The organism is Jeotgalibaca sp. A127 (genome assembly GCF_052266745.1).
Lineage (GTDB): Bacteria > Bacillota > Bacilli > Lactobacillales > Aerococcaceae > Jeotgalibaca.
Window position 1 is genome coordinate 26,252 of the sequence record NZ_JBQPRC010000010.1, and the last position, 25,459, is coordinate 51,710.

Sequence of the window (25,459 nt, forward strand, 5' to 3'; positions counted from 1 at the left end):
AGTCATCACTTTTATTGTTATTGCACGATTGAATAATAAATTCTCGCTGTTAATCGGTAGATAATCCAGTAAATCAACCCAAACGCAACAACAACACCTACTATACTTCCTATCAAGATCGTATGTGAATGCAATCCAAAAATGAGTAACATTTTATACAAGATTGGATATGCAAATGCCGTGTGAATCGTTGCAACAATAATCGGCAACATGAACATCCAGATGACCTGGCTCCGGCTCGTGTCACGGATCATCTCTTTATCCAATCCAACTTTCTGCATAATCTGGAACCGCGTCCGGTCTTCATAGCCTTCAGAAACTTGCTTGAAATAAGTAATTAAAATGGTCCCAATTGTGAAAAGCGTGCCCAAGAAAATTCCCAGGAACAGAAACCCTCCCGTCATGGAATACCATTCTTCGCGCATATCAGCCTGTGTTTCATAGTTAACGATTGCTTCTTCTTCAATTAACGGTCGTAGTTTTTTCGAATATGCCGCCCCAGCTTCATCCGATGCATGCGTATTCCATAGAATACTTCCCGTAACACTTGTATCATAACTTTGGCCTTTTTCTTCATATGTATCGAGAATTGTACTAATCGTAGCCACGGTGGGGACTACAAATAAGAACGTTTGCCCCAATTCTTCATCAACCATAAAGTGATCCAATTCATCGTTAAAAGTTTTCACACTAAATTCTTCATCCGCTATCCGAATCGTATCGAATTGATATTTGGCTGCTTCGTGAATGTAAATTTCCCCGGGTTCTGGTGCCAAGGAAAGACCTTCAAGTTCATTTATAGTTTCCGCTGTCAGAAGTGTTGTAGACGTATAAGAACCATCGTCTCCTTTTATTTCATTCCCATCCAGAACACCAAAGACGTTTGCATAAGAGTAACTCTCTAAATCAGAAATTGTTAAACCAAATGTATCGGATTGAATACGTGCTGTTACTTTATCAATATCTGCTTGTATAGCTTCCATTGTTTTCTCATCATCATAATAAACAGTAGCTTGATGATCCAATGGATAACGACTCGTTAAAGCTTGTTCCGACCCCACATATATTGCGGTAGTTGTACCCAAAGCGATAATGACCATACAGGAAAGAATCGCAATGTTGGCGAGACCTGTTGCATTTTGTTTCATCCGGTAAAGCATCCCCGAAATAGAAATAAAAGCGCGTGGTTGGTAATACAGTTTTTGATTTTTTTTCATCCGTTTCAGAATGTAGATGGAACCAGAAGTAAATAGCAAGTAGGTTCCAACAATAACCAACAAAACTGCAATGAAAAAGCTGAGCAAAGCCGCGATTGGATCTGCTATTGTTAGGGAAATATAATAACCTGCCCCTAATAACAAAAGTCCCAGCAGGAATAGAAAGACGTTACTTTTAGGTTCTTTCTCCCCTTCTTTCTCTCCACGCAGTAATTGTATCGGGTTGGAAAATGTCACCTGACTGACATTATACAAATAGGCAACAAAGAAAATAGCGACAAACACAGCAGCTGTCAGGACAAAATTCAAGGGATCAACTGAGTAAGTCATTTCAACCGGCAATTTCAACAAATAATTCAAAAAGAGAAACATCAGTCGCCCTAACACAGACCCCATTACTAGCCCCAGTAGAATGGTAACCATCCCAACAATAATGGATTCCAGCAAAAGAATACGCGCAACATGTCGTTTTTCGAGCCCTAAAATGCCGTACAGCCCGACCTCTTTTTTACGCTTTTTTATAAGAAAACTATTTGTATAAAGTAAAAAAACTAGTGTGAATAGCCCGATGGTAATGGCTCCAAATCGAAACAAGATTATTAATATATCTGCTCCACGCATACCATCAAAGTCGTTGGACATGAGCGAGAACATTTGAAAAAGCATGGAAACTGTCAGGGTTGCTGAGATTCCGTAGGGAAGATAGAGTTGCTTGTTGGCACGGATATTACGCAGTGCCATTTTCAAATAAAAATTACTCTGCATGCTGCTCACCTCGATTGGTCACGACCAACATCGATTGGGCAATCTTGTCCCGGAAATCTTCAACCGAAAGGTTCCCACGATACAATTCATGATATACGATGCCATCGCGAATAAATAATACCCGGTTTGAATAGCTGGCCGCCTGCACACTGTGGGTAACCATCATAATCGTTTGCCCTTCTTCGTTAATCCGTTCAAATGTCTCCAACAGGTTTTGTGATGCTTTCGAATCTAGCGCACCTGTTGGTTCATCGGCCAATAACACTTTTGGTTGGGTAATTAACGCACGCGCCACAGCAGCACGTTGTTTTTGACCACCTGAAACTTCATAGGGGAAACGAATTAATTGTTCATGAATACCCAGGTTCTTCGCTAGAGGCAACAACCTTTTTTCCATTTCAATAACGGGCATTCCGGATAAAACAAGTGGCAAGAAAATATTATCTTTCAAATTAAATGTGTCCAACAAGTTAAAATCCTGGAATACAAATCCCAGTGTGTCGCGACGAAAACGTGAAATCTCTTTGTCTTTAATTTTGGATAGTGGTTGTCCTTCTAAATAGACTTCTCCAGATGTTGGTTTATCCAACGTGGAAAGAATGTTCAACAACGTTGTTTTTCCAGATCCAGATTCTCCCATGATTGCGATAAATTCACCTTTATTAACAGAAAAATTCACATTACTAAGTGCTTCCGTCCCTTTATTAGCCAACCTTGCACGGTATATTTTTTTTAAGTTCTTAATTTCAATAAATGTCATTGTTATTCCTCCTTGCCTATAATAATAGAGGATTATATCCCTCCTAGCCTTTATTTTTCCTTACAATCAAACAAAGGAACCTTACACTTTTGTAAGGTTCCGCGTTAATCAAATAATAAGACATCATTCCGCTCCAAATGGAGGATGGCTTTTGTGTAAATACCGACTTCAGATTCAATTTCCAGTCGATGGCCAAGTCGTTTGCAAATCATTCGACTTAAAAACAAACCCAAACCCGTTGACTTTTCATGCAAGCGACCGGATAAACCCGTATATCCTTTTTCAAAAATTTTGGGCAGATCCTCTGCACGAACACCTGTCCCATTATCCTCAATAATCAAACTGTCACCTTCCGCATAGATACGGATTCGGCCGTTGGGTGCGTATTTCAAACTGTTGGACAGAAGTTGTTCCACAATGACTTCCAACCACTTATTATCCGATACCACCGATAATTGCATCGGTTGGTAATCAAGCTGGATACGATTATAAATAAAGAGGCTTGCATACTTCTTGATAACTTTACGGATTACACTATCTAAATCAACGTTAACTAAATCAAGCTCTTGATTGGTTCCTTCCAACTTCAAGTAATTTAGCGCCATGTGGGTGTAATCTTCCACCCGAATCAATTCTTGTTCGATTTGCTTTTTAGATTCAGAGTGCGGTAATTGCTGTTGAAGTAGGCTCATCGCTGCAAGGGGCGTTTTGATTTGATGCAACCAAAGCGTAAAATAATCCATTTGTTCTTGTTCCTTTTCGCGATTCCTCTGTTCCTGGTCCCGCAGTTTTTCTTCCAACAACGCAAGTTTTGTTTGATAAATCTGTTCAATCGAAGTAAATTCATCTTCCAATGCCAACTCCTGTTTAAGGGCTCTATATCTTTCAGCATATCGCAACCACTGATAGAGCCAGTAAATCATTGAAAATAATCCCGTTAACAATAAACTATACCTAAAAAAAGGACCGGGAAAACGTGTCAGGAAAGCAACAATACCAAAACAAAGAGCAGCAACGCCAGCAATAACGGCTTGTGGTCGCATCGCATGCAAGAAGGCTTTGAAGATGGTCATCACGGGGTATCCTCCTCTGTCACTGAATAACCCATTCCTTTTTTGGTAACAATGAATGAATCCAAGCCGATATTCTTCATTTTTTTACGCAACCGTGTAATAGTGACAGCCAACGTATTATCATCGATAAACGATTCATCTTCCCACAAACGCACCATAATCTCCTCACGGGCTACAAACGTTCCTTTCTTTTGAAAAAGGAGTTCGAGCGTTCGCAGCTCATTGCGCGTTAAGTCCAACTCATTGTCCCCGTATATTAACTTCGATTCTCCTGGTTTGAGGATAACCGAACCGTGGTGCAAGTAGTTTTCATTTCCAGTGAAATCATAGGTGCGTCGCAATAAAGCCTGGATTTTCGCCAGTGCAACATTCAAGTCAAAAGGCTTTTGGATATAATCATCCCCACCCATTTGAATGGCCATGACGATGTCCATATTTTCGGTACGACTGGAGATAAAAATGAGCGGCACTTGGGAAATTTTACGGATTTCCTGACACCAGTAATAACCATTAAAGGCAGGTAATTGGATATCCATTAATACAAGTTGAGGTGTCTCGGTATGGAAATGGTTCAGGACATTTTGAAAATCAGTGACCACAAAGGGATCGTAGCCCCATTTTTTCAGTTCTGCAGCCAAAACGGATGAAATGGTGCGATCATCCTCAACAATCATGATTTTCATTTTGTCTTCACCCCTCTTTTATATCGCTGTAAATACGTGGTACACGTGTACTGATGCCGCACAAAATCTCATAACCTATTGTTCCCAGAGCAACTGCCATTTCGGAAGGACTGTTCACTTCGCCGTTATTCTCGCCCAGCATCGTTACTTTCGTACCTACTGGATATTCTTTTGGCAAACTGATCATCAGTTGGTCCATGCAGACAACGCCACGGACAGGACAGCGGTGCCCATCCACCAATAGCGTTTGGCTGCCTAGGTCACGACGCCAGCCATCAGCATAGCCAACCGGTAACGTTGCCAACCACTCACCTTCATACGCTTTGTAGCGGGCACCATAGCTGATGGTGTCGCCTTCGTGCATTTGCTTCACATAGCTGATTTCTGTTTCCAGCGTAAAGGCTGGTTTTAACTTGTAAGGCAAAGGAATCGTTAAGTCCGACGGGTTATAGCCATACATGGCAATCCCTATCCTGACGGCATCCGTTTGGAAGTCTTCATGCCATAACGTCATGGCTGAATTTGCTAAATGAACGATTTCTGGTCGTTTTTCCATACTTTGTACGAGTTCCTTGAAACGCGCGTATTGACGCTCGACTTGGGCGTCATCCTCGCCATCCGCAGTTGCAAAGTGGGTAAAGATTCCTTCCAAGTGCAACGATTCGTGTTTGTCACAGAACGCCTCAAATGCCTGGACCTCTTTGCCAGTTCTTAGACCAATTCGGCCCATCCCCGTATCAAGCGCTAAATGAATGCGCAAAGGGTTGGTTGTTTTCCGCAAATTCAACAACGGCAATGCTGCTTCCAACCATTCAAAGGAAGAAACGGTCACACTGATATTGGAGTCCGCCATCAATGCCACATCCCGTACTTCGGTCAGTCCCATCACTAATAAGAAATCTTCGGTAAACCCATTTTGGCGCAGTTCGATTGCTTCATCAAGGATGGCTACACAGAAACCATCCACTCCCGCTTCTTTGGCGGCATTCGCTATTGGAACGGCACCATGTCCGTATCCATCCGCCTTAACAACAGCCAATAGTTTCTTTTCCGGTTTAATATATTTTCGAATTTGATTAATATTCCATTTGATTGCACCTAAGTCGACTTTCGCCACTGTTGGGCGATGTGTTCCTCGCACCATAAAATAAAATCCCCTTACTTTTCTAAGATTACTTGCGCAACCACTGTATTTGAAGAATGCGAAATGGAAACCCAAACGTTGCCTTCAAATGGTGATTTCGTCACATTTGGTTTGCCGCGTTCACCGGGTAAAACTTCCATATCCTGAAAGGATAATTTCCCGATTCCGGTTCCGTAGGCCTTTGAGAAAGCCTCCTTGACCGCATAGCGACCAGCCAGAAATTCCATTTTCCGGGTACCGGTCATTTTATCAAAAAGAGCAAATTCTTTTTCTGTCAGGACCCGGTTGGCAAATTTCTCGCGCCTTTCGTAAGCCCGCGTGATACGGTCCAGTTCAGTCACATCCAGGCCAATTCCCACAATCATCTTTGTCACTCCTCATGTTCAATGTCTTTATTTTACCAGAAAATCATTTGGTATGAATAGATTGCGGTCATCTAAATCAATATCTTGCAGGGAACGGGTAGAATAACGTTTCAAAAACCCATCACTGTTCTCCTGAATAATTTTATAACCTGGGTGAGTTTCGAGCGTTTCATCGGTTTCAAAGTCTTGGCCGGAGAAGTAGCGGACATTCAGTCGTCCCACAAAATCCATTACGTCCTCTTCATAAGTTTCCTCGTACCACTGCTCTTCAAACATCTGCCTCAAACCCAATGTCGCGCCATCTTCATAGAAAATATCATAAGCTGTTTGTTTGTAATCCAACAAATCTGGATCAGTTTGATTGGTTGCTTGTGCCCACTCCTCGACTGCCAATTCGCGGTGGCTATAGTTCAGACCCTCTGGCGAAATAGTAATTTCACCGACGCTATTGGGGAAAATCGACAAAGCACCTGTTATGACTTCCCGGGTATCGGCATCGGACGAGATGTTTTGCGCATGGATATGACCCGCAAACAAAGCTGTAATCCCTTGTTTCTTTAACAAAGGATTGATTTCATCTGCATTTACCAAGGTATGTCCGGTTCGCTTGGAATCGTTATGTGAAAGGAGCGGATGGTGTCCGACCCACATCTTTGCATTATGCACCTGGAAATAATCGGATAACCAGGCAGCTGTTTCCATTTTTATTTTCCCTTCTACGGTTGGCGAACTTGTATTTTCGGTATCCGTGTAAATATTTGTATCCATCATAAGGATGGGATAGCCTGTTGCAGGTTCGATGGCGTAGCTGAGTGAATTGGGGTCTTGATTAATTGCCAAGTCAAAACCAAAATCAGCAAACAGTTCGCGGAAATCGTCGGGAGAGACTTGCTTGGTCGGTTTCATTTCAGGACCTTCAAATTTCCGGGCCCATCCACTATGAATATCGTGGTTTCCGGGAATAACGCTGACCTGGGTTCCGTTTGCCTCGACTTGTTCAAAGTAGGCCGCTAAATCCACCATACTTTGGTACTCACCGTTAAAGGTCAAGTCGCCGCTGACTATCAGTAAATCGGGTTTCTCAATGGCCGCTTCCCAAACGAGTGCTTGCATCACGGAGTCGATGTGCGCCAAGTCCTTTCCTGCCGCTGATGCTTTCATCTGTGCGAAAGCTGAACCGACATCATGGAGCTCCGGTGAGATATAGTGAATATCGGTCACCATCCATATTTTCAAATCTTCTGATTCAGAGACAAGCGGATCTATGTTTCGAAATTCTGTTTCCGTTGTCCCAGCTACTGTAAAGCGATATAAAAAACCGCCCGAAATAATAAGTGCGGATAGAATTGCTAATTTTTTTATCATGCGTATGCCCTCTTTCATGTAATAACAATTAATTATTGCAAAAATAGCGCATGACTTCAAGAAATTGGTGCAAGGTGCGGCGTTTAAAATGATTTTTGGTACTGAACACCGCACTATGGCTCCCAAGTGCGGTGTTCAGAAAATTATTTCAGTGGGAACGCCGCACTTTTGGAAAAAATGCGGCGTTTAGCGTTACTATATTTCAGCATCGCCGCATTTGGCGCTAAAATGCGGCGTTTAGACTTTTTTCGCGCACTTAACGCCGCACACAAAAAAAAAGAGCGAGACAGATGTCTCACTCTTTTGCTAACGATTAGTCGTTGCTTCTGATTTTGAAGCTTGGTTTGCTTCCGCCTTTGCTGCTTCCACCTTTACGGTCGTCGCGGCGTTTACCAGCACCACCTGAACGGCTACTGTCGCGGTCTTTGTTCCAAGAACGGTTTCCGCCACCGCTATTGCGGTCGCTTGATTGGCGACGGTCGTTTGAACGGTTTCCACCGCTCTTACCTTTGTAGCCGCCACCGCTGCTCTTACCACGGTAGCCGCCTTTGCCGCCTTTACGGGATGGCAATGGGCGTTCTGGAGTGATGTTTACAGGCACTTCAGATGCTTCTTTTGTTTGGCTCTTAAGGAATGCAGCAGCCAATTCTTCTGCTGTATACTTGTCCAATAAATGTTTGATTGCACGTTCGTATTTGTCAGCTTCTGTATCTTTGACAATATCTTCGATTGTGTCAATCGCATTTTTCAATTGTCCTACCATTGCCTCTTCATCTGAAGGTGGGCGAAGTGGTGACATTTCTTTACGTGTTAATTTCTCGATAGTACGTAAGTAGTCCATTTCGTTTGGTGTTACGAAAGTAACGGACATTCCTTCCTTACCAGCACGGCCTGTACGACCAATACGGTGAACGTAGCTTTCTGGATCTTGTGGGATATCGTAGTTGTAAACGTGAGTTACACCAGAAATATCCAAACCACGTGCAGCAACGTCAGTTGCAACAAGGATGTCCAAGTTTCCGCTCTTGAAGTCTTTCAAAACGCTCATGCGTTTTTTCTGAGTCAAGTCGCCATGAATTCCTTCAGCGCGGTAACCGCGTAGTTCAAGACCTTTTGACAATTCATCAACACGACGTTTTGTACGACCGAAGATGATTGTAAGTTCTGGGTTTTGAACGTCGAATAGACGAGTCATGTTATCGAATTTCTCGAAATCTTTACATTTCACGAAATATTGATCGATCAAGTTAGCAGTCATTTCTGATGCTTTAATTTGAACGTGTTCTGGATTCTTCATGAATTGCACACCGATACGTTTGATTGCTGGCGGCATTGTAGCTGAGAACAATAGTGTTTGACGAGTTTCAGATGGTGTTTCCGAAATAATAGCTTCGATGTCTTCCAAGAAGCCCATGTTTAGCATTTCGTCTGCTTCGTCCAAAACTAATGTTTCAATGTCTTGTAATTTAAGTGCCTTGCGACGGATAAGGTCCAAAAGACGGCCAGGTGTACCTACAACAATATGTGGGTTGTTTTTCAAGCCACGGATTTGGCGACTGATATCAGCACCACCGTAAACAACTTGTGCTGTAACACGTTTGTCGCGGCCTAGACGGTACAACTCTTCTTGTGTTTGGATAGCCAATTCACGAGTTGGTGCAATAATCAAACCTTGGATTGAACGTTTGTTACGATCAATTTTTTCCAACATTGGCAGACCGAATGCAGCTGTTTTACCTGTACCTGTTTGTGCTTGTCCAATTACGTCCATTCCTTTTAAACCTAAGGGAATTGTTTGCTCCTGGATTGGCGTTGCTTCTTCAAAACCCATAGCTTCGACGGATTTTAGTAGTTCGGGAGATAATCCCAGTTCTGTAAATTTCATGTTTCCTCCTAGTTTTTGAGAAACATTAAGAGAGTTTTTTTATAAAATCGTAAGAAAGCGTCGTTCTGTGCCTTCTTAATCCTCTAAATTGATTGATATCATAAATCATATGCAAATGATCATTTAATCGTTTGAATAGTAAGTTACTGGTCTCATTCTTCGTTCGCGAAGAAAACCCTCTTTATTCCTCTATTTTTAACAAAGGTAATCATACCATGACTTTCAATTATTTACAAATTTAAACCTTCATTATGTGAAAACCTTTTTAATGTGTTCGCTTCCAAAAAAGGCGTTTTTAAGCAAAAAGACACGCCTAGCACTAAAGAATAGCGTGGGCGTGTCTTGAAACAAAATTAATAATATTGCTTTCAAAAAATCATTGTTCCCTCAGAGCTTTTACAACCGACAGCAAATCAGTTCCGAAACTGGACTTGATTAAAATTTGGTCATTATGGTCGAGTGTTGCTTTCAGCTCTTCTATTAAAGGTGCCTTATCTCCGGTGAAATAATGCAGTTGATTTGTCGGGAATTTGCTTTCAAGGGCCTGGTACAGCGGTGCAATTTCGTCTCCATACAAATAAACTGCGTCGAAATCTTCCGGTTCCAGGGAAGCCGATAAGCTCGCGTGAAGTTCTGCAGATTTCTCGCCCAGTTCACGAATATCTCCCAAAAGAACAAACTTACGGCCTTCGCGCGGTAGTTTCGCATAAGCTTCCAGAACTGCCGTCATCGAGGTTGGACTTGCATTGTAAGCATCATTCAATAATTGGGAACCATTGATTCCTTCTAGCCATTGACTGCGGTTTTCGGTTAATTCAAAATGTTCCAGATAACCTTTTACTTCCAACATGGATAAGCCAAAATAGTCGGCAATCGTCAATGCTATCAAGGCATTTTGGACATTGTACTCGCCCAAAACAGGAATTTCCAATATTTCACCATCGTCTAAACTCACTTTGAATGACGTCGCATTTTTACCACTCTCGATGCCGTAAGCAAAGACAGTCGCGGTATGATCGATACCAAAAGTACGTTTGTGATAGTTACCATCAATCGGCATCTCTTCGCGGATCAAGGGCTCATCGATTGGGTAAATGAACAATCCATCAGGTTTAAGCCCGTCAAGGATTTCCAGCTTGGCTTTGGCAATGTTCCGGCGGCTGCCTAAATATTCCAGGTGGCTTTCACCAATAATTGTGATTGCCGCAACATCCGGTGTCGCCAGCTTACTCAAGAATGAAATTTCACCATGATCGGACATACCCATTTCCAATACCAAAATTTCAGTTTCTTCCGGCATTTGTAAAATTGTAAATGGTAAACCAATCTCGTTGTTGAAATTTCCTTTCGTCTTGTGCACTTTGAATTTCGCTTCCAAAACAGCGGCGGTCATATCTTTGGTTGTTGTCTTCCCATTACTGCCTGTAATTGCAACGACTTTTGGATTGATTTCGCCCAAATAATATTTAGCCAAATCCTGCAAAGCCGTTAAAGTATCATCGACCAAGATAATCGCGATGTCTTGTGGCGCCTCAGCTTCTGGACGGCTCCATAATGCGGCGGTAGCACCGTTGGCGATTGCGGACTGAATATAATCATGACCATCGGTTTCCCCTTTTAACGGTACAAAGAGACTGTCACTTGTCGCTTCACGCGAATCAAAAACGACGCTTGTTATTTCTGCGAAGCGGTTGGGGGAACTATAATCGATGGCTTTCACTGCTTTTACAATATCAATAATACGGATTGGCTTCATTTGTGTCATCCCTTCTCTGCAAGAAAAACCGCCTCATAGGAGAACGGCTTTTCACATTATACGTTTAGTCTACTTGAACACTCGTGATTTTCCCAGAATAACGTTTAAGGGCTAATTGGATTAACTCCTCCACCAAATCGCTATACTTCAAGCCTGCATGTTCCCAAAGAAGAGGATACATGGAGAATTGCGTAAATCCAGGCATCGTATTTACTTCATTGATGTAGATTTCGTGGTTACTTGTCACAAAGAAATCACAACGGCTCAAGCCACTACCATCCAAAGCGCGGAATGCTGTGGCAGCATATTCCTGCAGTTTTTCAACTAGTTCTTCTGGCAGATCAGCGGGAATATTCAATTCCACTGAGTTATTGATGTATTTTTCCTCATAGTCATAGAAATCTACTTTTTTAACGATTTCACCAGGTACTGAAGCATTCACATCAGAGTTACCCAAAATCGCGACTTCTACTTCGCGGGCTTCGATTCCTTGTTCCACGACCACACGTGAGTCATATATAAAAGCTTTTTCAATCGCGGCTAAAAGTTCTGCTTGATTGGATGCTTTAGAAATACCCACGCTTGAACCCATATTGGCTGGTTTGACAAACATTGGGTAAATTAAAGACCCTTCGCAACGTTGGAAAATTTCTTCTTGTTGGTTTTGCCAATCAAATTTCGTTACCGGTACATAGGGAACTTGCGGTAAGCCAGCTTGTTGGAATAGCTGTTTAGAAACGATTTTATCCATCCCTGCTGCACTTGCAAGCACGCCGCAGCCCACATATGGCATATCCAGCACTTCAAACAACCCTTGAACTGTACCATCTTCACCGTTTGGTCCATGCAAAACAGGGAAAATAACAGCGTCTTCGGATTTAATCGCCGCAGGAGAAATTTTAATACCAATTGAACTTTGACCTTCTTCTGTAGCCATTTTTTTGACATCGCCCGCTGTTAATCGTAACATTTCTGATTCTCTAACGGGTTCAGTCAATGTTTCACCTTGGATCCATTCTCCGTCACGCGTAATATAAACAGGTACAACATCATAGTAATTATAGTATATTTCTTTCACGATGGAGTGGGCAGTTAGAATGGAAATATCATGTTCCGCACTCTTGCCTCCGTATATAAGAAAGATTTTCATTATTTTTCTCCTTAAGTTATAAAATTATCAAAGTTATTGTACCACAATCTTTTTACCGATAACATTAGAAAAGAACCTGCCAGACATTGCGGACAGGTCCTTATTTTAACTTATATGTCAGTTTCCACGAATCTTTATCTGCGTCATAAGTTAAATCCCCGATTGAAGACCGTTCGTCGAGGCTCCCTTCCAGCATGCTAAGCTGATCTTCCACTACAAATAACGGTGCGGAATAAATGGCCCCAATCACAGTCATTTGGCGGAATGAAATACAAATACCTTCCTTGAACAACCGAATAACCTCTTGCTTATCATCCACCGTGAACGGCGAAACCAGGCGTTCTTTTTGGAAAAATTTACGTTTTCCATTTACCTTTTCCTTCATTCGTTGCGTAATCGATTCGGTAAATAAATCCCAGAACTCCTCCAAGTGGCGGTAGTAAACTTTGGCAAAATTATTTGGTAACGTTAAATAGATATAATTATTTTGAAGTTTATAGTAGAAAGGGGAATGAAGGTAGTTATGCGCATGGGCAATATACAAAATTTCCGAAATCTCGACTGGTGTCAACTGGTGTAACATTTCAATATTCGAGTAATCAATCCAGCACGGTTTATTTACATCTTGCGAAATAGATTTTAAAAATTTAACGACATTTTCTTGTTCTTTAATTACATTGAAACCTGTGTAGTTATCATAAGTGCTTAGGGGATGTTTGTAATTATTGAGTAAAAGCAGATTCTGAGGGATACGTTTCAGGGAAATAGCTTCAATCATATTTACAATCCCTTTACTTAGAACATTATTACCAACTGTGTCATAATATACATAAACGATCTGTTCTGGCACTGGACGTCCCCTTTCTTTTTTAATTTATTATTTATTGTACTATAATAAGAGACTACACGAGTCTCAGCATCATGTTAATATTATTACAATTATATATCTTTTCAAAGCGATATGTAGAAAGAAATAGTTAAGTTTACGGAAATATTCAAAACCACCCACGAAAGGAGAGGTCAGTCATGGCTTCCCACCTGATTCCCACAGCATCCGAAAAAAATTTAAATCTTCTTTTGAAAAAAAGACCTTTAACCTCCACCCTGACAACAGCTGATTTACCAGAGAGTTATTTGCAGCTTTTAACTGAACAAAATGGCGGCTATGTCAAAAACATGGTGGTGCCAACCCAAGAACCGACATCAGACGGACTGGATTGCGCGCATCTGCATTATATATTGGGTTTGCATGAAAATAAAGAAAAATCACTGCCTTATCAAGATTTTTTGCCGGATTACTTTATTATTTTCAGTTCTCACAAAGGTTGTTACTTTACTTTTGATTATTCAAGGGGAGAGGTAGAGCCTGCTATTCGGTATTTGGATACCGAAACTGATAATTGGCAAGTTGTGGCATCCAATTTTACTGCCTTTTTAAGTAACTTGCGTCCGGGAAAAATCACGGTCCCTTTCGAAGGGCAGTTGACACGAACAGAGGCCGAGCATGCTTTTTTAACAGCGGGAGAGCCAGATGAACTGGATGTGCTCTGGGCACATCTGGAAGATACGGATGATAAAGAGTGGTATTTTGACTGGATTCAGTATTTTGCGCAAATTCCAATGTTCCATCAATCGGCATTCGGTGCCCTGGAAACGCAAATTCTATATTTCCGATTGGATTTACCGCAAAATGCTGATATGGTTTTTAAGTTTTTTCCAGAAAAGAGCGACTGGATTCAAGAAGAATTGGCAGCTGATTTTTAAGACAAAAAACGACGATTAGCTATTTAGAAAATTGCTAATCGTCGTGAATTTGCGATTTTACGCCAATTAGATAGTCGTTTGTTTCCTAAGCGTCGCCTTTTTGAAAAATCACGACTATCAGCCCACACAACAAAACTTAATCGTCGTGCCTACCAACTAAGAAAAATTATAAAACCCGATACCACAAAAAAACCAGCCCTCTCGGACTGGATTTTACGCTTGAAATTAAGCTTCTTCTGTTTCTGTTTTGAAACCGTATTTCTTGTTGAAACGGCCCACGCGTCCTTCTGCTTGTGCAAATTTTTGACGACCAGTGTAGAACGGATGAGAATCTGAAGTAACTTCCATACGGATCAATGGATATGTGTTTCCGTCTTCCCATTCAACAGTTTCGCCTGAACCTTTTGTTGAGCCTGACAAGAATTTGAACCCTGTAGAAGTGTCCATGAATACTACTTGTTGGTATTTTGGATGGATTTCTTGTTTCATCGTTATTTCTCTCCTTTTTGCCCTGAGATATTTCCTAAATCAGAGATATTTTTTGACTTGCGTCTATAACATTAAGATAATACCACGCATATTTTTTTAATGCAAGGTTTAAATGATGGTGTTTTTATTTTTCCCGGAACCTACAAGGTTACTGTTATGAAGGCACCCATATGTTAAAATAGAGAAAAAGAAGTTGTCAGGAGGAATAGATATGCCGTATATTATCACGACTGAAAGTGGCTCCGATATTTCCCAAGAATGGATTGATCGTTACAATATCCAAGTCGTTCCCATGCACGTGACTTTAGGTGATAAAACAATAGACGATGGCAGTATTCCCGTTGAGGAGATTTATAAATATTACGACGAGACAGGAACATTGCCAAAAACATCGGGATCAACCCCCGAAGATTTTCGCGTTTTATTTGAACGGATTTTTGCCGAAAACCCGGATGCGACTATCATCCACGTTGCGTACTCTGCCGTCACAACCGTCTCCTATAATTCGGCGCGGATTGCTGCAGAAGATTTTGAGAATATCCACCTTGTGGATAGTAAAAATGTAAGTGGTGGATTGACGGCTGTCGTGGTAGCAACCGCACAGTTCATCGAAGAAAACCCCACTGCAACCCCCGAAGAGATTGTTGCCTTTGTTGAAGATGTAAGGGAGCGGACACGTTTTGTCTTCTTACCACAAACACTGACTTACCTAAAAGCGGGTGGACGTGTGTCCAATGTCCAATTTTTTGGTGCCAGCCTTCTCAACATCCATCCGACCATTGCACTGAAGAATGGGCAGTTAATTGCTTCTAAAAAATATCGCGGGTCTTTCCACCGTTGTATAAAAAATGTTATTAACGACTTCTTTAAAGATTATGATATCATCCCCGAAACGCTGACCATCGGAGGAACACCGGGCATGAGTGCAGCCGATAGAGAAGTGGCGCTTAAGCAAGTGTCTGAGTTCGGTTTTAATAATCCCCATAGCTTTGATGCTGGTGCTGTCATTTCCAGCCACGGTGGTCCCGGTGCATTTGGAATTATTGCAATCGAGAAGAAAAAATAACGAATCGTACCAAACCAAAAAGCGGGGCTGGGAGTTATCTCCCTGCCCCGTATCTATTTACGAATACTTCAACGCAAACGTGCTCAAAAAGGCAGCCCCGACGCCACTTTATCATGTTTGTAAGCTGCTTCAGCAGCTTACAAACATGATACACTTGGGCGTCAGCCCACAGTGCCCCCATAATAATGCTCAGATGGTCTGCGACCATCCTGTGCTTATTCGTTCCAGTGGTTCGGGGCTAAACGCCTTTTTCCCACTCTCGCTTTTTTGCATACTATGCTAATAATTCTGTTAATTTTTCTTCTGATGCACCGCTGTCGATGTTCAGGTTTGTGAATGCGTTTGGTCCATCGATTGTAACAACTTGCGGAACCAGTGGCACTTCCATTCTGTCGCGAAGAGCTTTAATTTCTGCATCAGTCGGTGTATGTAAACTATTCAAGTAATGAATAGTTAAATCGTTTTGCGCGCGTACGCTATCCAATTTTGGAACAAACTTTTGACAAAATGGGCAAACGGGTTTTCCGATGTAAAGAATTGTTTTTTCACCGTTTTCCAAACGTTCTTCAACTTGTTTTGCTGTGAGCTCCACAAAATTGCTGACGGTCTGTTCATATTGTTTTTGTTTCTCATCCATGTTGGCATCTCCCCTTTTAAATAATACTAGCATGGATATTTATTTCATCAAAGCAATACGTTTGATGAAATCTGCGTTGTTTTTTGTGGTACGTAATTGTCTCAAGAACTCTTCGGTATACTCCAAAGTATCGCCTCGCATCGTTTTACGTAGCTTCCAAACTGTTTCCAATTCTTTTTGCTCCAGCAGTAAATCGTCACGTCTTGTACCAGATTTCTTGATATCAATAGCCGGAAATACACGGCGGTCTGCAAGTTCACGTGAAAGCACCAATTCAGAGTTCCCTGTTCCTTTAAACTCTTCATAAATGATATCATCCATCCGACTACCTGTATCAACCAAGGCAGTTGAAAGAATGGTTAAACTGCCACCATCTTCAATATTACGTGCAGCTCCAAAGAATTTTTTTGGTTTATAAAGTGCAGCAGGGTCAATCCCTCCACTGAGTGTTCTTCCACTTGGAGGTACAACCAAATTATAGGCTCGTGCTAAACGCGTAATACTATCCATTAAAATGACAACATCGCGTTTATCTTCAACAAGGCGCATAGCGCGTTCCAGCACTAGTTCGCTCACGCGTACGTGATTGGCAGGCATTTGATCAAAAGTAGAGTAAACAACATCACCTTTTACACTGCGCTCGATATCGGTTACTTCTTCTGGTCGTTCATCAATCAAGAGCATAATCAATTCAACATCAGGATAATTTTCGGTGATGCCATTCGCCACACTTTTCAGCAATGTTGTTTTACCAGCTTTTGGTGGTGCGACAATCAAACCACGTTGCCCGAAACCGATTGGAGAAATTAAATCAATCATCCGATTGGCAACACTCTTTTGATCTGTCTCCAGGTTAATCCGTTTATTTGGATAAATGGGTGTAAGACCAGGAAAATGCGAACGTTCTTTTGCTTCATCGGGATTCTTTCCGTTAACGGTGTTGACTTGCATAAGCCCATAGTATCGTTCAGAAGGTTTTGGAGGACGGGCTTTACCGCCTACTTTGTCCCCGTTCCGCAGATCGAATCGGCGGATTTGGGAAGAAGATATATAAATGTCTTCCTGACTCGGAGAGTAGTTGATTGGTCTTAAGAAACCATATCCTTCCGAGGAAATAATGTCCAAGATTCCTTCCGTCATGAAAAAACCTTGTTTTTCTTCTTGCGCACGGATAATTGCATGTGCAAGTTCTTTTTTCGTCATTTGACTATAATAAGGAATTTTGTACTCTTTTGCGTATGTGTAAATCTCTTTTAACGTCTTTTTTTCAAGCTCCTGTATGGAAAGCATGTCTTCCAAGACTCTCACCTTCATTCTCGTTGTTTTTGAATTTTTGGTACCTATGCCTCGTCTTCAATCATGGCAATATCTGCTCCTAAAGCTGTCAGTTTTTCCACGATACCATCATAACCGCGTAAAATATTTTCTACACCTGAAATTATTGTGGTACCTTTTGCCATCAATCCTGCAATGACCAAGCAAGCACCTGCTCTCAAATCGCTTGCCTTCACTTCTGCACCTGTCATACTATTGGGTCCTTGCATAAAGATGGTGCCACTTTCCACCTTGATTCCCGCCCCCATACGTTTTAATTCAGGAATATGATTGACACGTTTAGGATAAATCGTATCGATGATGGTTCCGTCTCCACTTGCTTTCAATAAAAGTGGTGTAATGGGCTGTTGTAGATCCGTTGCAAAACCGGGATATGGAAGTGCCTTAATATGCACCATTTTTAAGTCGTCTGATTTACGGATCAAAATACTATCTTCACCGATTTCCATATTGACGCCCATTTCTTCCAGCTTGGCTACAAAACCTTCCAAATGTTCCACAATCACATTTTTGATCAAAACTTCTTCGCCAACTGCAGCAGCTGCTGCCAAATAAGTTCCAGCTTCGATACGGTCTGGGATAACCGTATGACGGCAGCCATGCAAAGTGTCGACGCCATCAATGCGGATGACATCCGTTCCCGCTCCGCGGATTTTAGCACCCATATTATTCAACAACGTACAAACGTCGATAATTTCCGGTTCTTTTGCGGCATTTTCGATAACCGTACGGCCATTTGCCCGAACGGCAGCCAAAATGGTATTAATTGTTGCTCCAATTGACACAACATCCAAATAAATACGATCTCCCGTTAAACCTTCCTCAGGAGACGTTAAATAAATCGCACCCATTTCATTGCGAACAGATGCTCCAAGTGCTTCAAAACCTTTGATATGTTGGTCAATCGGACGCGGGCCCAGATTACAGCCACCCGGAAGGCCAATGACACCTTCACCAAACTTAGAAAGAATGGCACCCATGAAATAATAGGAAGCCCGTAAATTCTTAATTTTACCTGTCGGCATTGGAATTGAAATCATCTTTGACGGATCAATATTCATGATTCCCGCTTCAGCATCAAAAGTTACCTCAACATTAAATTCTTCAAGAATTTCAATCAAGGAGCGTACGTCCTGGATGTCAGGAATCCCTTCAAGCGTCACCATTGAATCCGCTAGTATCGATGCAGGAATCAAAGCTACGGTACTATTTTTTGCCCCACTGATGGTAACTTCACCATTCAAGGGTTTATTCCCATTAATGATAATTTTTTTCATGTAAACTGCCTCGTTTCGAATCATTAAAAATATTGTTAACTACATTCTATCAAAATCTACTTTGATATGTAAACGTTAATGGTGTTTTCAGACAAAGGCTGGTTATCCGAGAACAAATCGGGATTATCTTGTAGCATTCTTGTCAAAACTTCGGTCAATTTTACTGTATTACAAATACGTACCTCGGCATCCCCTAATTTACCCAGCCACATGGCACCCGATTTTTGTAATACGCCATCGACTTTCCAAAAATGCTCTGACCACGATAAGCCACAATGACGACGCGATGGCACGGATATTTTTGTTCCATCCGCCAAAACGGTGTACAACTCTTCATGCGTATCGGTCATCCGCCCTGGAATATCCAACCACTCTTCAATACCATGAATAAATGTATTTCTGGTTAAATCTACCCCAAGCAACATAATTTTCGCTTTACGATCCAATAATTTTCCCCACACGGAGCCACGTGCACAGGGCGTATCAAACTTTTCATCTCCGCTGACAAAAGAAATCGCTTCGCTTCCCAAGGCAGCCACAGAATGCGTCGGGTGAAGGGAACGTACGACATTTTCACGTTTACGAAATAATTCAGTCAAGACTCCTACGTTTGAAGGTGAATCTACTACATGAAAATCTGGGTTTTCGGCGTTAATATATTCCCAAGTATGGGTCGGTAAAACTAACAAGCCATCTTTCATGTATGCGGTTAAACTATTTAAGACTGCATCGGGCCCGCCGGCAATTTGTCCTATACTCTTAAAAGATGAATGAACCAATAACGTTCCTTCTTTATCCAATCCCAATTGGTCTAGCTGGTTCAGAAGATCGGTTTGCGTATACATCATTATCCCTCTTTACATAAACGAAAAGCCGGAGCAGGAGCCCCGGCCATTCTGATATTATTTCATTAATTAAGCTTTGTTGCTTGAACCGAATACGTTCATGCGTTCGCGAACAAGTTTAACGATTGCTTCTTTACCAGGTCCAATAACTTTACGTGGGTCATAAACTTTAGAATCTGTTGCCAATTTGTCACGAACTGCTTCAGTCCATACTTGTTGGCATTCAGTATTCACGTTAATTTTTGTATGACCATATTCGATTGCTTTTGCAATTTGGTGTTGAGGAATTCCTGAACCACCATGCAATACAAGTGGTGCACCTGTCAATTCAGAAATTTCTTTCATTTCGTCGAATCCTAGTTTAGGTTCGCCAGAATAAGGTCCATGAACGGATCCTAAAGCAGCTGCCAAAGCATCGACATTGCCTTCTTTAACCATGCGCAAGCATTCTTGTGGATCTGCATATTGGATTCCGCCTGTGATACCATCTTCAGTACCGCCAACCGTTCCAACTTCAGCTTCTACAGAAGCTCCTTTGGAATGTGCGTATTCTACAACTTTTTTAGTATTTTCAATGTTTTCATCGATTGGATGATGAGACATATCAATCATTACAGATGAATAGCCTGCATCGATTGCTGATTTACAGCTGTCATAACTTGTACCATGGTCTAAATGTAGTGCAACTGGCACTGTAATATCCATTGTTTCCAATAATGCACTAACCATAGATGCTACGACTAAATGTCCACCCATATATTTTGCAGCGCCTTCAGAAACTCCCAAAATAACAGGTGAATTTTCTGCTTGAGCAGCTTCAAGAACAGCTTGTGTCCATTCTAGGTTGTTAATATTGAATTGCCCCACTGCGTACTTACCTTCTAAAGCTTTGTTTAACATCTCTGTCATACTTACTAAACGACTCATGTTTCTGCCTCCTTGGTATTCCTAAAAAATCTGTGGTGTTTGGACTTACTAACATAATAATTCTACCAAACATTTGTGTTTATGACCACCGAAATCGCTAACTATTTATTGTAGTGTAATATTTGTGCACCAAAAAAATTTTATTTTCATAAATTAAAATCATTCAATTTCTTGGTAATCAACATACAAAATAACACAATAGGGCGAACTTAGGTCAATATTCCTGTAGTAGTAGTTCGGTTTTTTATATAACTCATGTAATAAAGAGCTTTTAATAAAAGCAAAGTTCGCTATTTTAAACACAGTGTTCTAAACTTACGTTAATAGGGTAATTACAATAATATTATATCCTCATTCTTTTATAAGCCATTAACAGTGAGTAAACAGCAGCTCGCTACGTTTTATACTTGCTTAAAATAAATGATAGGGTTTTCTAAGCGAATTTTTTTCTTGGTTATGCATAAAAAGTTTAGCCTCTCGTATTGACCTTGTATATCTGTTGAAAATGGCTTCAGACAGCCTTTTTTCGAATTGTTTAGCATAAAAAAATTGCAGGACTCGATAATGATAATCGCCTAATAATGTAAACCTTTTCATTAAAATAAAAAAAGAAACTCAAAACCACTGTAAGTGATTTTGAGTTCTTTTACGGAAAAAGACTATACTTCCTCTTCTTCCTCTTCTTCTTCGAAATCGTCATCGATTAGAGTTAAATCTTCTTCAATGCTTTCTGGAACGTCATCTAAATCTTCGTCCAGTTCGCCATCTAAATCATCGTCTTCTACTTCGACTTCTTCTTCATCTGCTTCAATTTCTTCGTCATCTTCGTCAGCTACAAATGTATCTTCTGGATCATCGTCGTTATAGTCGATTACATCGTCATCTTCAGATGTCGCAAAAGCATTAAGTTTCTTGCGTTTCTTACGACGAACTTGAACTTCTTCTTCATCAATTGTAGACAAAATCTCTTCATCAATTGAGTCGATTGGATACCATGAACGTAAACCCCAACGGTTATCTCCCAAGGAGATGAAACTACCGTCAACATTCAAGTTTGTATAGAAACGTGTCATTTTGCTATCTAGTTCTGCTTCAGACAAACCTAAATATTCTTGAACTCGACCTAATAAATCGTTGAAATCCAAGACTTCTCCAGTTGTCTCCAAAATCTCATGCGCCACTTCAATCATTGATAATTCGTTTTTGTTTGTACCATCTAAATCGGTTAGCTTCACGGTGCCACGTCCTTTCAAAAACTGTACTCCTAATCATACAATAATTAGGTAGTAAATTGCAACGACATTTCGTAATTCCCAAGTGATTGTTCACCAGTTCCGATGGTATACATCACTTGTACATATCCAGAAAAAGGGTGTTCTTTGTAATTCTGCAGCATTTGCTTCGTTTCGGTTTCGATTTCCACTAGTCCTGCTTGGGTGGGAATTTGCGCTGAGCCCCTGCCTTCAGAATCAAAAGCGAGGCGGGATAGCAATTCCTCTCCTTGTCGGCGAATAACTGTCATCTTTCCTACCCGGGATAATTTGATCGTCACTTTACTTTGGGTTCCTGATTCTTCATAGCGCAAATATAACCATTCGCCCATTTGGACAATTTGTCCCTGTCCTTCATAAACGAAAACTTCTTGTTGACCATCTTGTACAATCTTTGTCTCCAAGCGATATTCCATTATCGTTCCTTTTTGTACCGGCAAATCAGACACTTCCTTTACTTACACTTTACCTCCCTAGTATAACTTTTTAAGTTGAACGCGGTCAACAAAAGAAGAAGTTTGCTATAATGAAGAAAATATCTTTTTTAGACAGGAATGGAATTATGACAAACTCTTTCATATATGATCATGTGCCAAGTGAATTACAAGGCGACTCTCTTTTTCATTTTGCAATGGGGGATGCATTAATTCGCGAGGTGAATAGAAAGCCCCAACAGACAATGCTGCATTTTTGGCCCATCGACAATATGATTATTTTAGGGATGGTTGATACGAAGCTACCCTATTTATCAGATGCCATTGCCACGCTACAGGAAGCTGGCTACACCGTTGTCGTTCGCCCTGCAGGAGGCTTGGCTGTTGTTTCTGATCCAGGAATATTGAACTTTTCAATTATTTTGGCAGAACCCGCCGACACAAAAATTTCGATTGATGAAGGCTACGAAATCATGGTTAAAGTGATTCAACGTACTTTTGCTTCTTTTGGTAAAAATATTGAAGCTTATGAAATAAGCGATTCATACTGCCCCGGCAAATTCGATCTCAGCATCGACGGTAAAAAATTTGCAGGAATTGCCCAACGCCGGTTTAAGAATGGTATCGGAGTCATGATTTATTTAAGCGTGACAGGCGATCAAGCAAAGCGTGGCCAGACGATTCGGGAATTTTATCAAACTGGGTTAAAGGATGAAGAAACGCGTTGGTCTTACCCTGATGTAGACCCTGATTGCATGGCTAATTTAAGTGATTTACTGGGTGTTGATTTGACGGTAGACACGGTCAAGGAAATGATTCTTGAAACGGTGAAAAAAGAACAGGATGTACTCCCCGGATATTTTAACGCGGAATTGTTGGCAGATTATCACGTTGGCTATGAAAAAATGCAAAAAAGGAATGACCAAATTTTCAACAAGGGGTGAACGGCATGCAAAACTTCTATACCACTACCATGCTTCCAAAAGAAAAAGTGTTCCGGGATCCGGTTCATGGCTACATCCATATCCAACACCGTGTCATTCTGGATTTAATCAATACGAAGGAATTCCAGCGTCTGCGTCGTATCAAGCAGCTTGGGACTTCCTCTTTAACGTTTCATGGTGCTGAACACTCGCGTTTCAATCACTCGTTAGGGGTTTATGAAATAGCGCGGCGTATTTGCGATAAGTTCATCCGAAACTACCCTTCCATGGAAAAAGGCGACGGCCTTTGGGATGACAGAGAGCGTTTGGTTACTTTGTGTGCCGCTTTATTGCATGACTTGGGACACGGTCCCTTTTCCCATACGTTTGAAAAGATTTTCGATACCGATCATGAAGCAGTAACCATTGCGATTATTCTTTCACCTAACACTGAAATCAATGCTGTTTTACGTGAGGTAGGGCATGATTTCCCCAATCAGGTTGCTTCGGTCATTGCCAAGGAATATCCAAACCCACAAGTGGTGCAAATGATTTCCAGCCAAATTGATGCGGACCGCATGGATTATTTATTGCGTGACGCTTATTACTCGGGCGTTACTTATGGAACGTTTGATTTAACACGGATACTACGGGTTATTCGACCAAGTTTGAATGGGATTGTGTTTGATATCTCCGGGATGCATGCAGTTGAAGATTACGTGGTTAGTCGCTATCAAATGTACATGCAAGTTTATTTCCACCCTGTTTCACGCGGGATGGAAGTTATCTTGTATCATTTAATGAAACGGGCAAAAGATATATATATGGACGAGACACAAGAGTTGGTATATTCTGCCAGCTTCCTGGAACCATTTTTCCGCCAGGATTGGACGCTCGAAGATTATTTACGGTTGGATGATGGTGTATTGACCACCTACTTCAATCACTGGATGGATGAAAATGATCCAACCTTAAGTGATTTGGCAGATCGTTTCCTGAACCGGAAGCCGTTCAAATCGGTGCGCTTCGACCGGAAGCGCGATTTGGGAACGGTAGAAAAATTGCAATCTCTCATCAGGGATATGGGTTATAATCCAGACTACTATACTTCTTCCAACAACAGCTTCGATTTGCCGTATGATTTGTATCGTCCCGGACAAGTCAGTAGCAAAACGCAAATTGAATTCATGCAAAAGAATGGTGAAATTATTGAGCTATCGGAAGTGAGTGCCATTGTATCATCGTTGACCGGAAAGTTTCGTGGCGATGAGCGTTTGTATTTCCCGCGTGAAATCACACATGGATTCTCCCAAGAAGGCATTAATTTGTTTGATAATTTGGCGGATGAATTCCGCAGCTATATTGAAAATGATGAAATTATTACTAAATAAGACTCGGATGTGGCGTTAAGAAAAAACTTTTTCGGCGAACGCCGCTTTTTTCGCAAAAGTGCGGCTTTTAGGAATGCTAACCGCAACTTAACGCCGCACTTTCACCCGAAATGCGGCGTTAAGCACCTTTCAGAAGAGCTAATCGCCGCACCACACAAAAACAGCGTGAGACCATTACGGCTCACGCTGTTTTTTGTTATTTATTTCGCCACTTAATAGGATATTCAGCTAGCATACGCTGAATGGATGGATTTCCCGTGATCCAGTAAATGATCGCCACTTCAATTGGCAAGGTCAAAATGTTTTCAAACAAACGAATGGGTAGCATGCCCCAAAAAGCTTGATCGTACAGGATATACAACCAAAGCGAGTTCAATCCAACATTAACCAGCGCTGTTACCGCAAAATTTGCCCAAACCAGACGTCCTAGTGTCAGACGTTTTTTGTATAAAATCAACGCATAAATCATCGGACCGATTGCAGCAGAAAGAGTGAATCCCGGTGAAAATGGGAAACCCTTTGGAAACAGGAAGAATCCGAGTAAATCGGCACCTGCTCCTGAAAATGCACTGACCCAGGGACCGTACATGATGGCCAGCAATACCGTTGGAATGAACGTAAAGCTAACCCGGATAAATTGTGTTTCGATTGCTAAAAAGCGTGTTAATACAACTTTAATAGCAATCATCAGACCAATGACAGCAATGTCCTTGGCTGAAAATTGACGTGACGAATTCTTAGTCATCGACAGCAACTCCTTCTTAGAGTCGCTACAAATTATGCAGCGAATGCGAGAACAAAACCGCAAGCAGAGATTTTTAGCTCCTGCTTTTCGTTCGGGGGCAACATCCCATCCACCCGACACTTAACGCTTTGTTTTCTACTCTGGTTTTTATTTCCCTTACGGGATTGGTTTATTTTACGACGGTTTATTAAA

The 25,459-nt window shown here is 41.3% G+C and carries 24 protein-coding genes and 1 riboswitch; of the genes, 4 read left to right on the forward strand and 20 right to left on the reverse strand.

The window, feature by feature from the left end:
• Positions 1-17 precede the first annotated feature (17 nt).
• From ACTVAI_RS09595 to ACTVAI_RS09645, 11 genes are all read right to left on the reverse strand, one after another.
• A complete protein-coding gene (locus tag ACTVAI_RS09595) occupies positions 18-1,982 on the reverse strand; it encodes an ABC transporter permease (protein WP_443486522.1) in 1,965 nt (654 codons plus the stop codon).
• A complete protein-coding gene (locus tag ACTVAI_RS09600; protein ID WP_443486523.1) occupies positions 1,972-2,742 on the reverse strand; it encodes an ABC transporter ATP-binding protein in 771 nt (256 codons plus the stop codon). The genes ACTVAI_RS09595 and ACTVAI_RS09600 overlap by 11 nt, the downstream gene beginning before the upstream one ends.
• 104 nt (positions 2,743-2,846) lie before the next feature.
• On the reverse strand, positions 2,847-3,815 hold the full coding sequence (locus tag ACTVAI_RS09605) for a sensor histidine kinase (protein ID WP_443486524.1): 969 nt from the start codon (positions 3,813-3,815) through the stop codon (positions 2,847-2,849).
• A complete protein-coding gene (locus ACTVAI_RS09610) occupies positions 3,815-4,498 on the reverse strand; it encodes a response regulator transcription factor (RefSeq protein WP_443486525.1) in 684 nt (227 codons plus the stop codon). Before ACTVAI_RS09610 ends, ACTVAI_RS09605 begins: the two co-directional genes overlap by 1 nt.
• Before the next feature lie 7 nt (positions 4,499-4,505).
• Entirely contained in the window at positions 4,506-5,642 is a 1,137-nt protein-coding gene (gene alr, locus ACTVAI_RS09615; protein ID WP_443486526.1) for an alanine racemase, read from the reverse strand.
• A 14-nt stretch (positions 5,643-5,656) separates the two neighbouring features.
• A complete protein-coding gene (gene acpS / locus ACTVAI_RS09620) occupies positions 5,657-6,007 on the reverse strand; it encodes a holo-ACP synthase (protein WP_443486527.1) in 351 nt (116 codons plus the stop codon).
• A gap of 27 nt (positions 6,008-6,034) precedes the next feature.
• Positions 6,035-7,372: a metallophosphoesterase gene (locus ACTVAI_RS09625; protein ID WP_443486528.1), complete on the reverse strand. Its 1,338-nt coding sequence runs from the start codon at positions 7,370-7,372 to the stop codon at positions 6,035-6,037.
• Between the two features lie 313 nt (positions 7,373-7,685).
• Positions 7,686-9,257, reverse strand: coding sequence for a DEAD/DEAH box helicase (locus tag ACTVAI_RS09630; protein WP_443472744.1), 1,572 nt, complete (start codon positions 9,255-9,257; stop codon positions 7,686-7,688).
• A 376-nt stretch (positions 9,258-9,633) separates the two neighbouring features.
• Positions 9,634-11,022, reverse strand: a complete 1,389-nt coding sequence (locus ACTVAI_RS09635; protein ID WP_443486529.1) for a UDP-N-acetylmuramoyl-tripeptide--D-alanyl-D-alanine ligase — start codon at positions 11,020-11,022, stop codon at positions 9,634-9,636.
• 55 nt (positions 11,023-11,077) lie between these two features.
• A complete protein-coding gene (locus ACTVAI_RS09640) occupies positions 11,078-12,163 on the reverse strand; it encodes a D-alanine--D-alanine ligase (RefSeq protein WP_443486530.1) in 1,086 nt (361 codons plus the stop codon).
• Positions 12,164-12,263: 100 nt separating this feature from the next.
• Positions 12,264-13,013: a hypothetical protein gene (locus tag ACTVAI_RS09645; RefSeq protein ID WP_443472747.1), complete on the reverse strand. Its 750-nt coding sequence runs from the start codon at positions 13,011-13,013 to the stop codon at positions 12,264-12,266.
• A gap of 176 nt (positions 13,014-13,189) precedes the next feature.
• On the opposite strand from ACTVAI_RS09645, the gene ACTVAI_RS09650 reads away from it, so the two are divergent.
• On the forward strand, positions 13,190-13,927 hold the full coding sequence (locus ACTVAI_RS09650; protein WP_443486531.1) for an SMI1/KNR4 family protein: 738 nt from the start codon (positions 13,190-13,192) through the stop codon (positions 13,925-13,927).
• Between the two features lie 225 nt (positions 13,928-14,152).
• Here ACTVAI_RS09650 and ACTVAI_RS09655 read toward each other — a convergent pair whose 3' ends face one another.
• The gene (locus tag ACTVAI_RS09655; protein WP_443472749.1) at positions 14,153-14,416 is read right to left on the reverse strand and encodes a type B 50S ribosomal protein L31; all 264 of its coding nucleotides are present in this window, start codon (positions 14,414-14,416) and stop codon (positions 14,153-14,155) included.
• A gap of 211 nt (positions 14,417-14,627) precedes the next feature.
• Here ACTVAI_RS09655 and ACTVAI_RS09660 point away from each other — a divergent pair, with 211 nt between their 5' ends.
• Positions 14,628-15,482 carry a DegV family protein gene (locus tag ACTVAI_RS09660; protein ID WP_443472750.1) on the forward strand — a complete coding sequence of 285 codons (855 nt, stop codon included), beginning with the start codon at positions 14,628-14,630 and terminating at the stop codon, positions 15,480-15,482.
• 274 nt (positions 15,483-15,756) lie between these two features.
• On the opposite strand, the gene ACTVAI_RS09665 is transcribed toward ACTVAI_RS09660, so the two are convergent.
• The 7 genes from ACTVAI_RS09665 to ACTVAI_RS09695 all read right to left on the reverse strand — a co-directional run bounded on the left by ACTVAI_RS09665 (position 15,757) and on the right by ACTVAI_RS09695 (position 22,214).
• Positions 15,757-16,119, reverse strand: a complete 363-nt coding sequence (locus ACTVAI_RS09665; RefSeq protein WP_443472751.1) for a hypothetical protein — start codon at positions 16,117-16,119, stop codon at positions 15,757-15,759.
• A 39-nt stretch (positions 16,120-16,158) separates the two neighbouring features.
• The gene (gene rho, locus ACTVAI_RS09670; protein WP_443472816.1) at positions 16,159-17,409 is read right to left on the reverse strand and encodes a transcription termination factor Rho; all 1,251 of its coding nucleotides are present in this window, start codon (positions 17,407-17,409) and stop codon (positions 16,159-16,161) included.
• A gap of 50 nt (positions 17,410-17,459) precedes the next feature.
• A complete protein-coding gene (locus ACTVAI_RS09675; RefSeq protein ID WP_443472752.1) occupies positions 17,460-18,731 on the reverse strand; it encodes a UDP-N-acetylglucosamine 1-carboxyvinyltransferase in 1,272 nt (423 codons plus the stop codon).
• A 56-nt stretch (positions 18,732-18,787) separates the two neighbouring features.
• A complete protein-coding gene (locus tag ACTVAI_RS09680) occupies positions 18,788-19,576 on the reverse strand; it encodes an AAC(3) family N-acetyltransferase (RefSeq protein WP_443486532.1) in 789 nt (262 codons plus the stop codon).
• A gap of 69 nt (positions 19,577-19,645) precedes the next feature.
• A complete protein-coding gene (fba, locus tag ACTVAI_RS09685) occupies positions 19,646-20,503 on the reverse strand; it encodes a class II fructose-1,6-bisphosphate aldolase (protein ID WP_443472754.1) in 858 nt (285 codons plus the stop codon).
• A 659-nt stretch (positions 20,504-21,162) separates the two neighbouring features.
• Positions 21,163-21,738 (reverse strand): DNA-directed RNA polymerase subunit delta, encoded by a 576-nt coding sequence (gene rpoE, locus ACTVAI_RS09690; RefSeq protein ID WP_443472817.1) that lies wholly within the window; start codon positions 21,736-21,738, stop codon positions 21,163-21,165.
• Positions 21,739-21,782: 44 nt separating this feature from the next.
• Positions 21,783-22,214 (reverse strand): DUF1934 domain-containing protein, encoded by a 432-nt coding sequence (locus ACTVAI_RS09695; protein ID WP_443472755.1) that lies wholly within the window; start codon positions 22,212-22,214, stop codon positions 21,783-21,785.
• Between the two features lie 122 nt (positions 22,215-22,336).
• On the opposite strand from ACTVAI_RS09695, the gene ACTVAI_RS09700 reads away from it, so the two are divergent.
• The gene (locus tag ACTVAI_RS09700) at positions 22,337-23,152 is read left to right on the forward strand and encodes a lipoate--protein ligase family protein (protein WP_443472756.1); all 816 of its coding nucleotides are present in this window, start codon (positions 22,337-22,339) and stop codon (positions 23,150-23,152) included.
• Between the two features lie 5 nt (positions 23,153-23,157).
• Complete coding sequence (locus tag ACTVAI_RS09705) at positions 23,158-24,522, forward strand: HD domain-containing protein (protein WP_443472757.1); 1,365 nt, start codon at positions 23,158-23,160, stop codon at positions 24,520-24,522.
• Positions 24,523-24,718: 196 nt separating this feature from the next.
• Here ACTVAI_RS09705 and ACTVAI_RS09710 read toward each other — a convergent pair whose 3' ends face one another.
• The gene (locus tag ACTVAI_RS09710) at positions 24,719-25,267 is read right to left on the reverse strand and encodes a folate family ECF transporter S component (protein WP_443472758.1); all 549 of its coding nucleotides are present in this window, start codon (positions 25,265-25,267) and stop codon (positions 24,719-24,721) included.
• 35 nt (positions 25,268-25,302) lie between these two features.
• A riboswitch (THF riboswitch) is annotated at positions 25,303-25,412 on the reverse strand.
• Positions 25,413-25,459 lie beyond the last annotated feature (47 nt).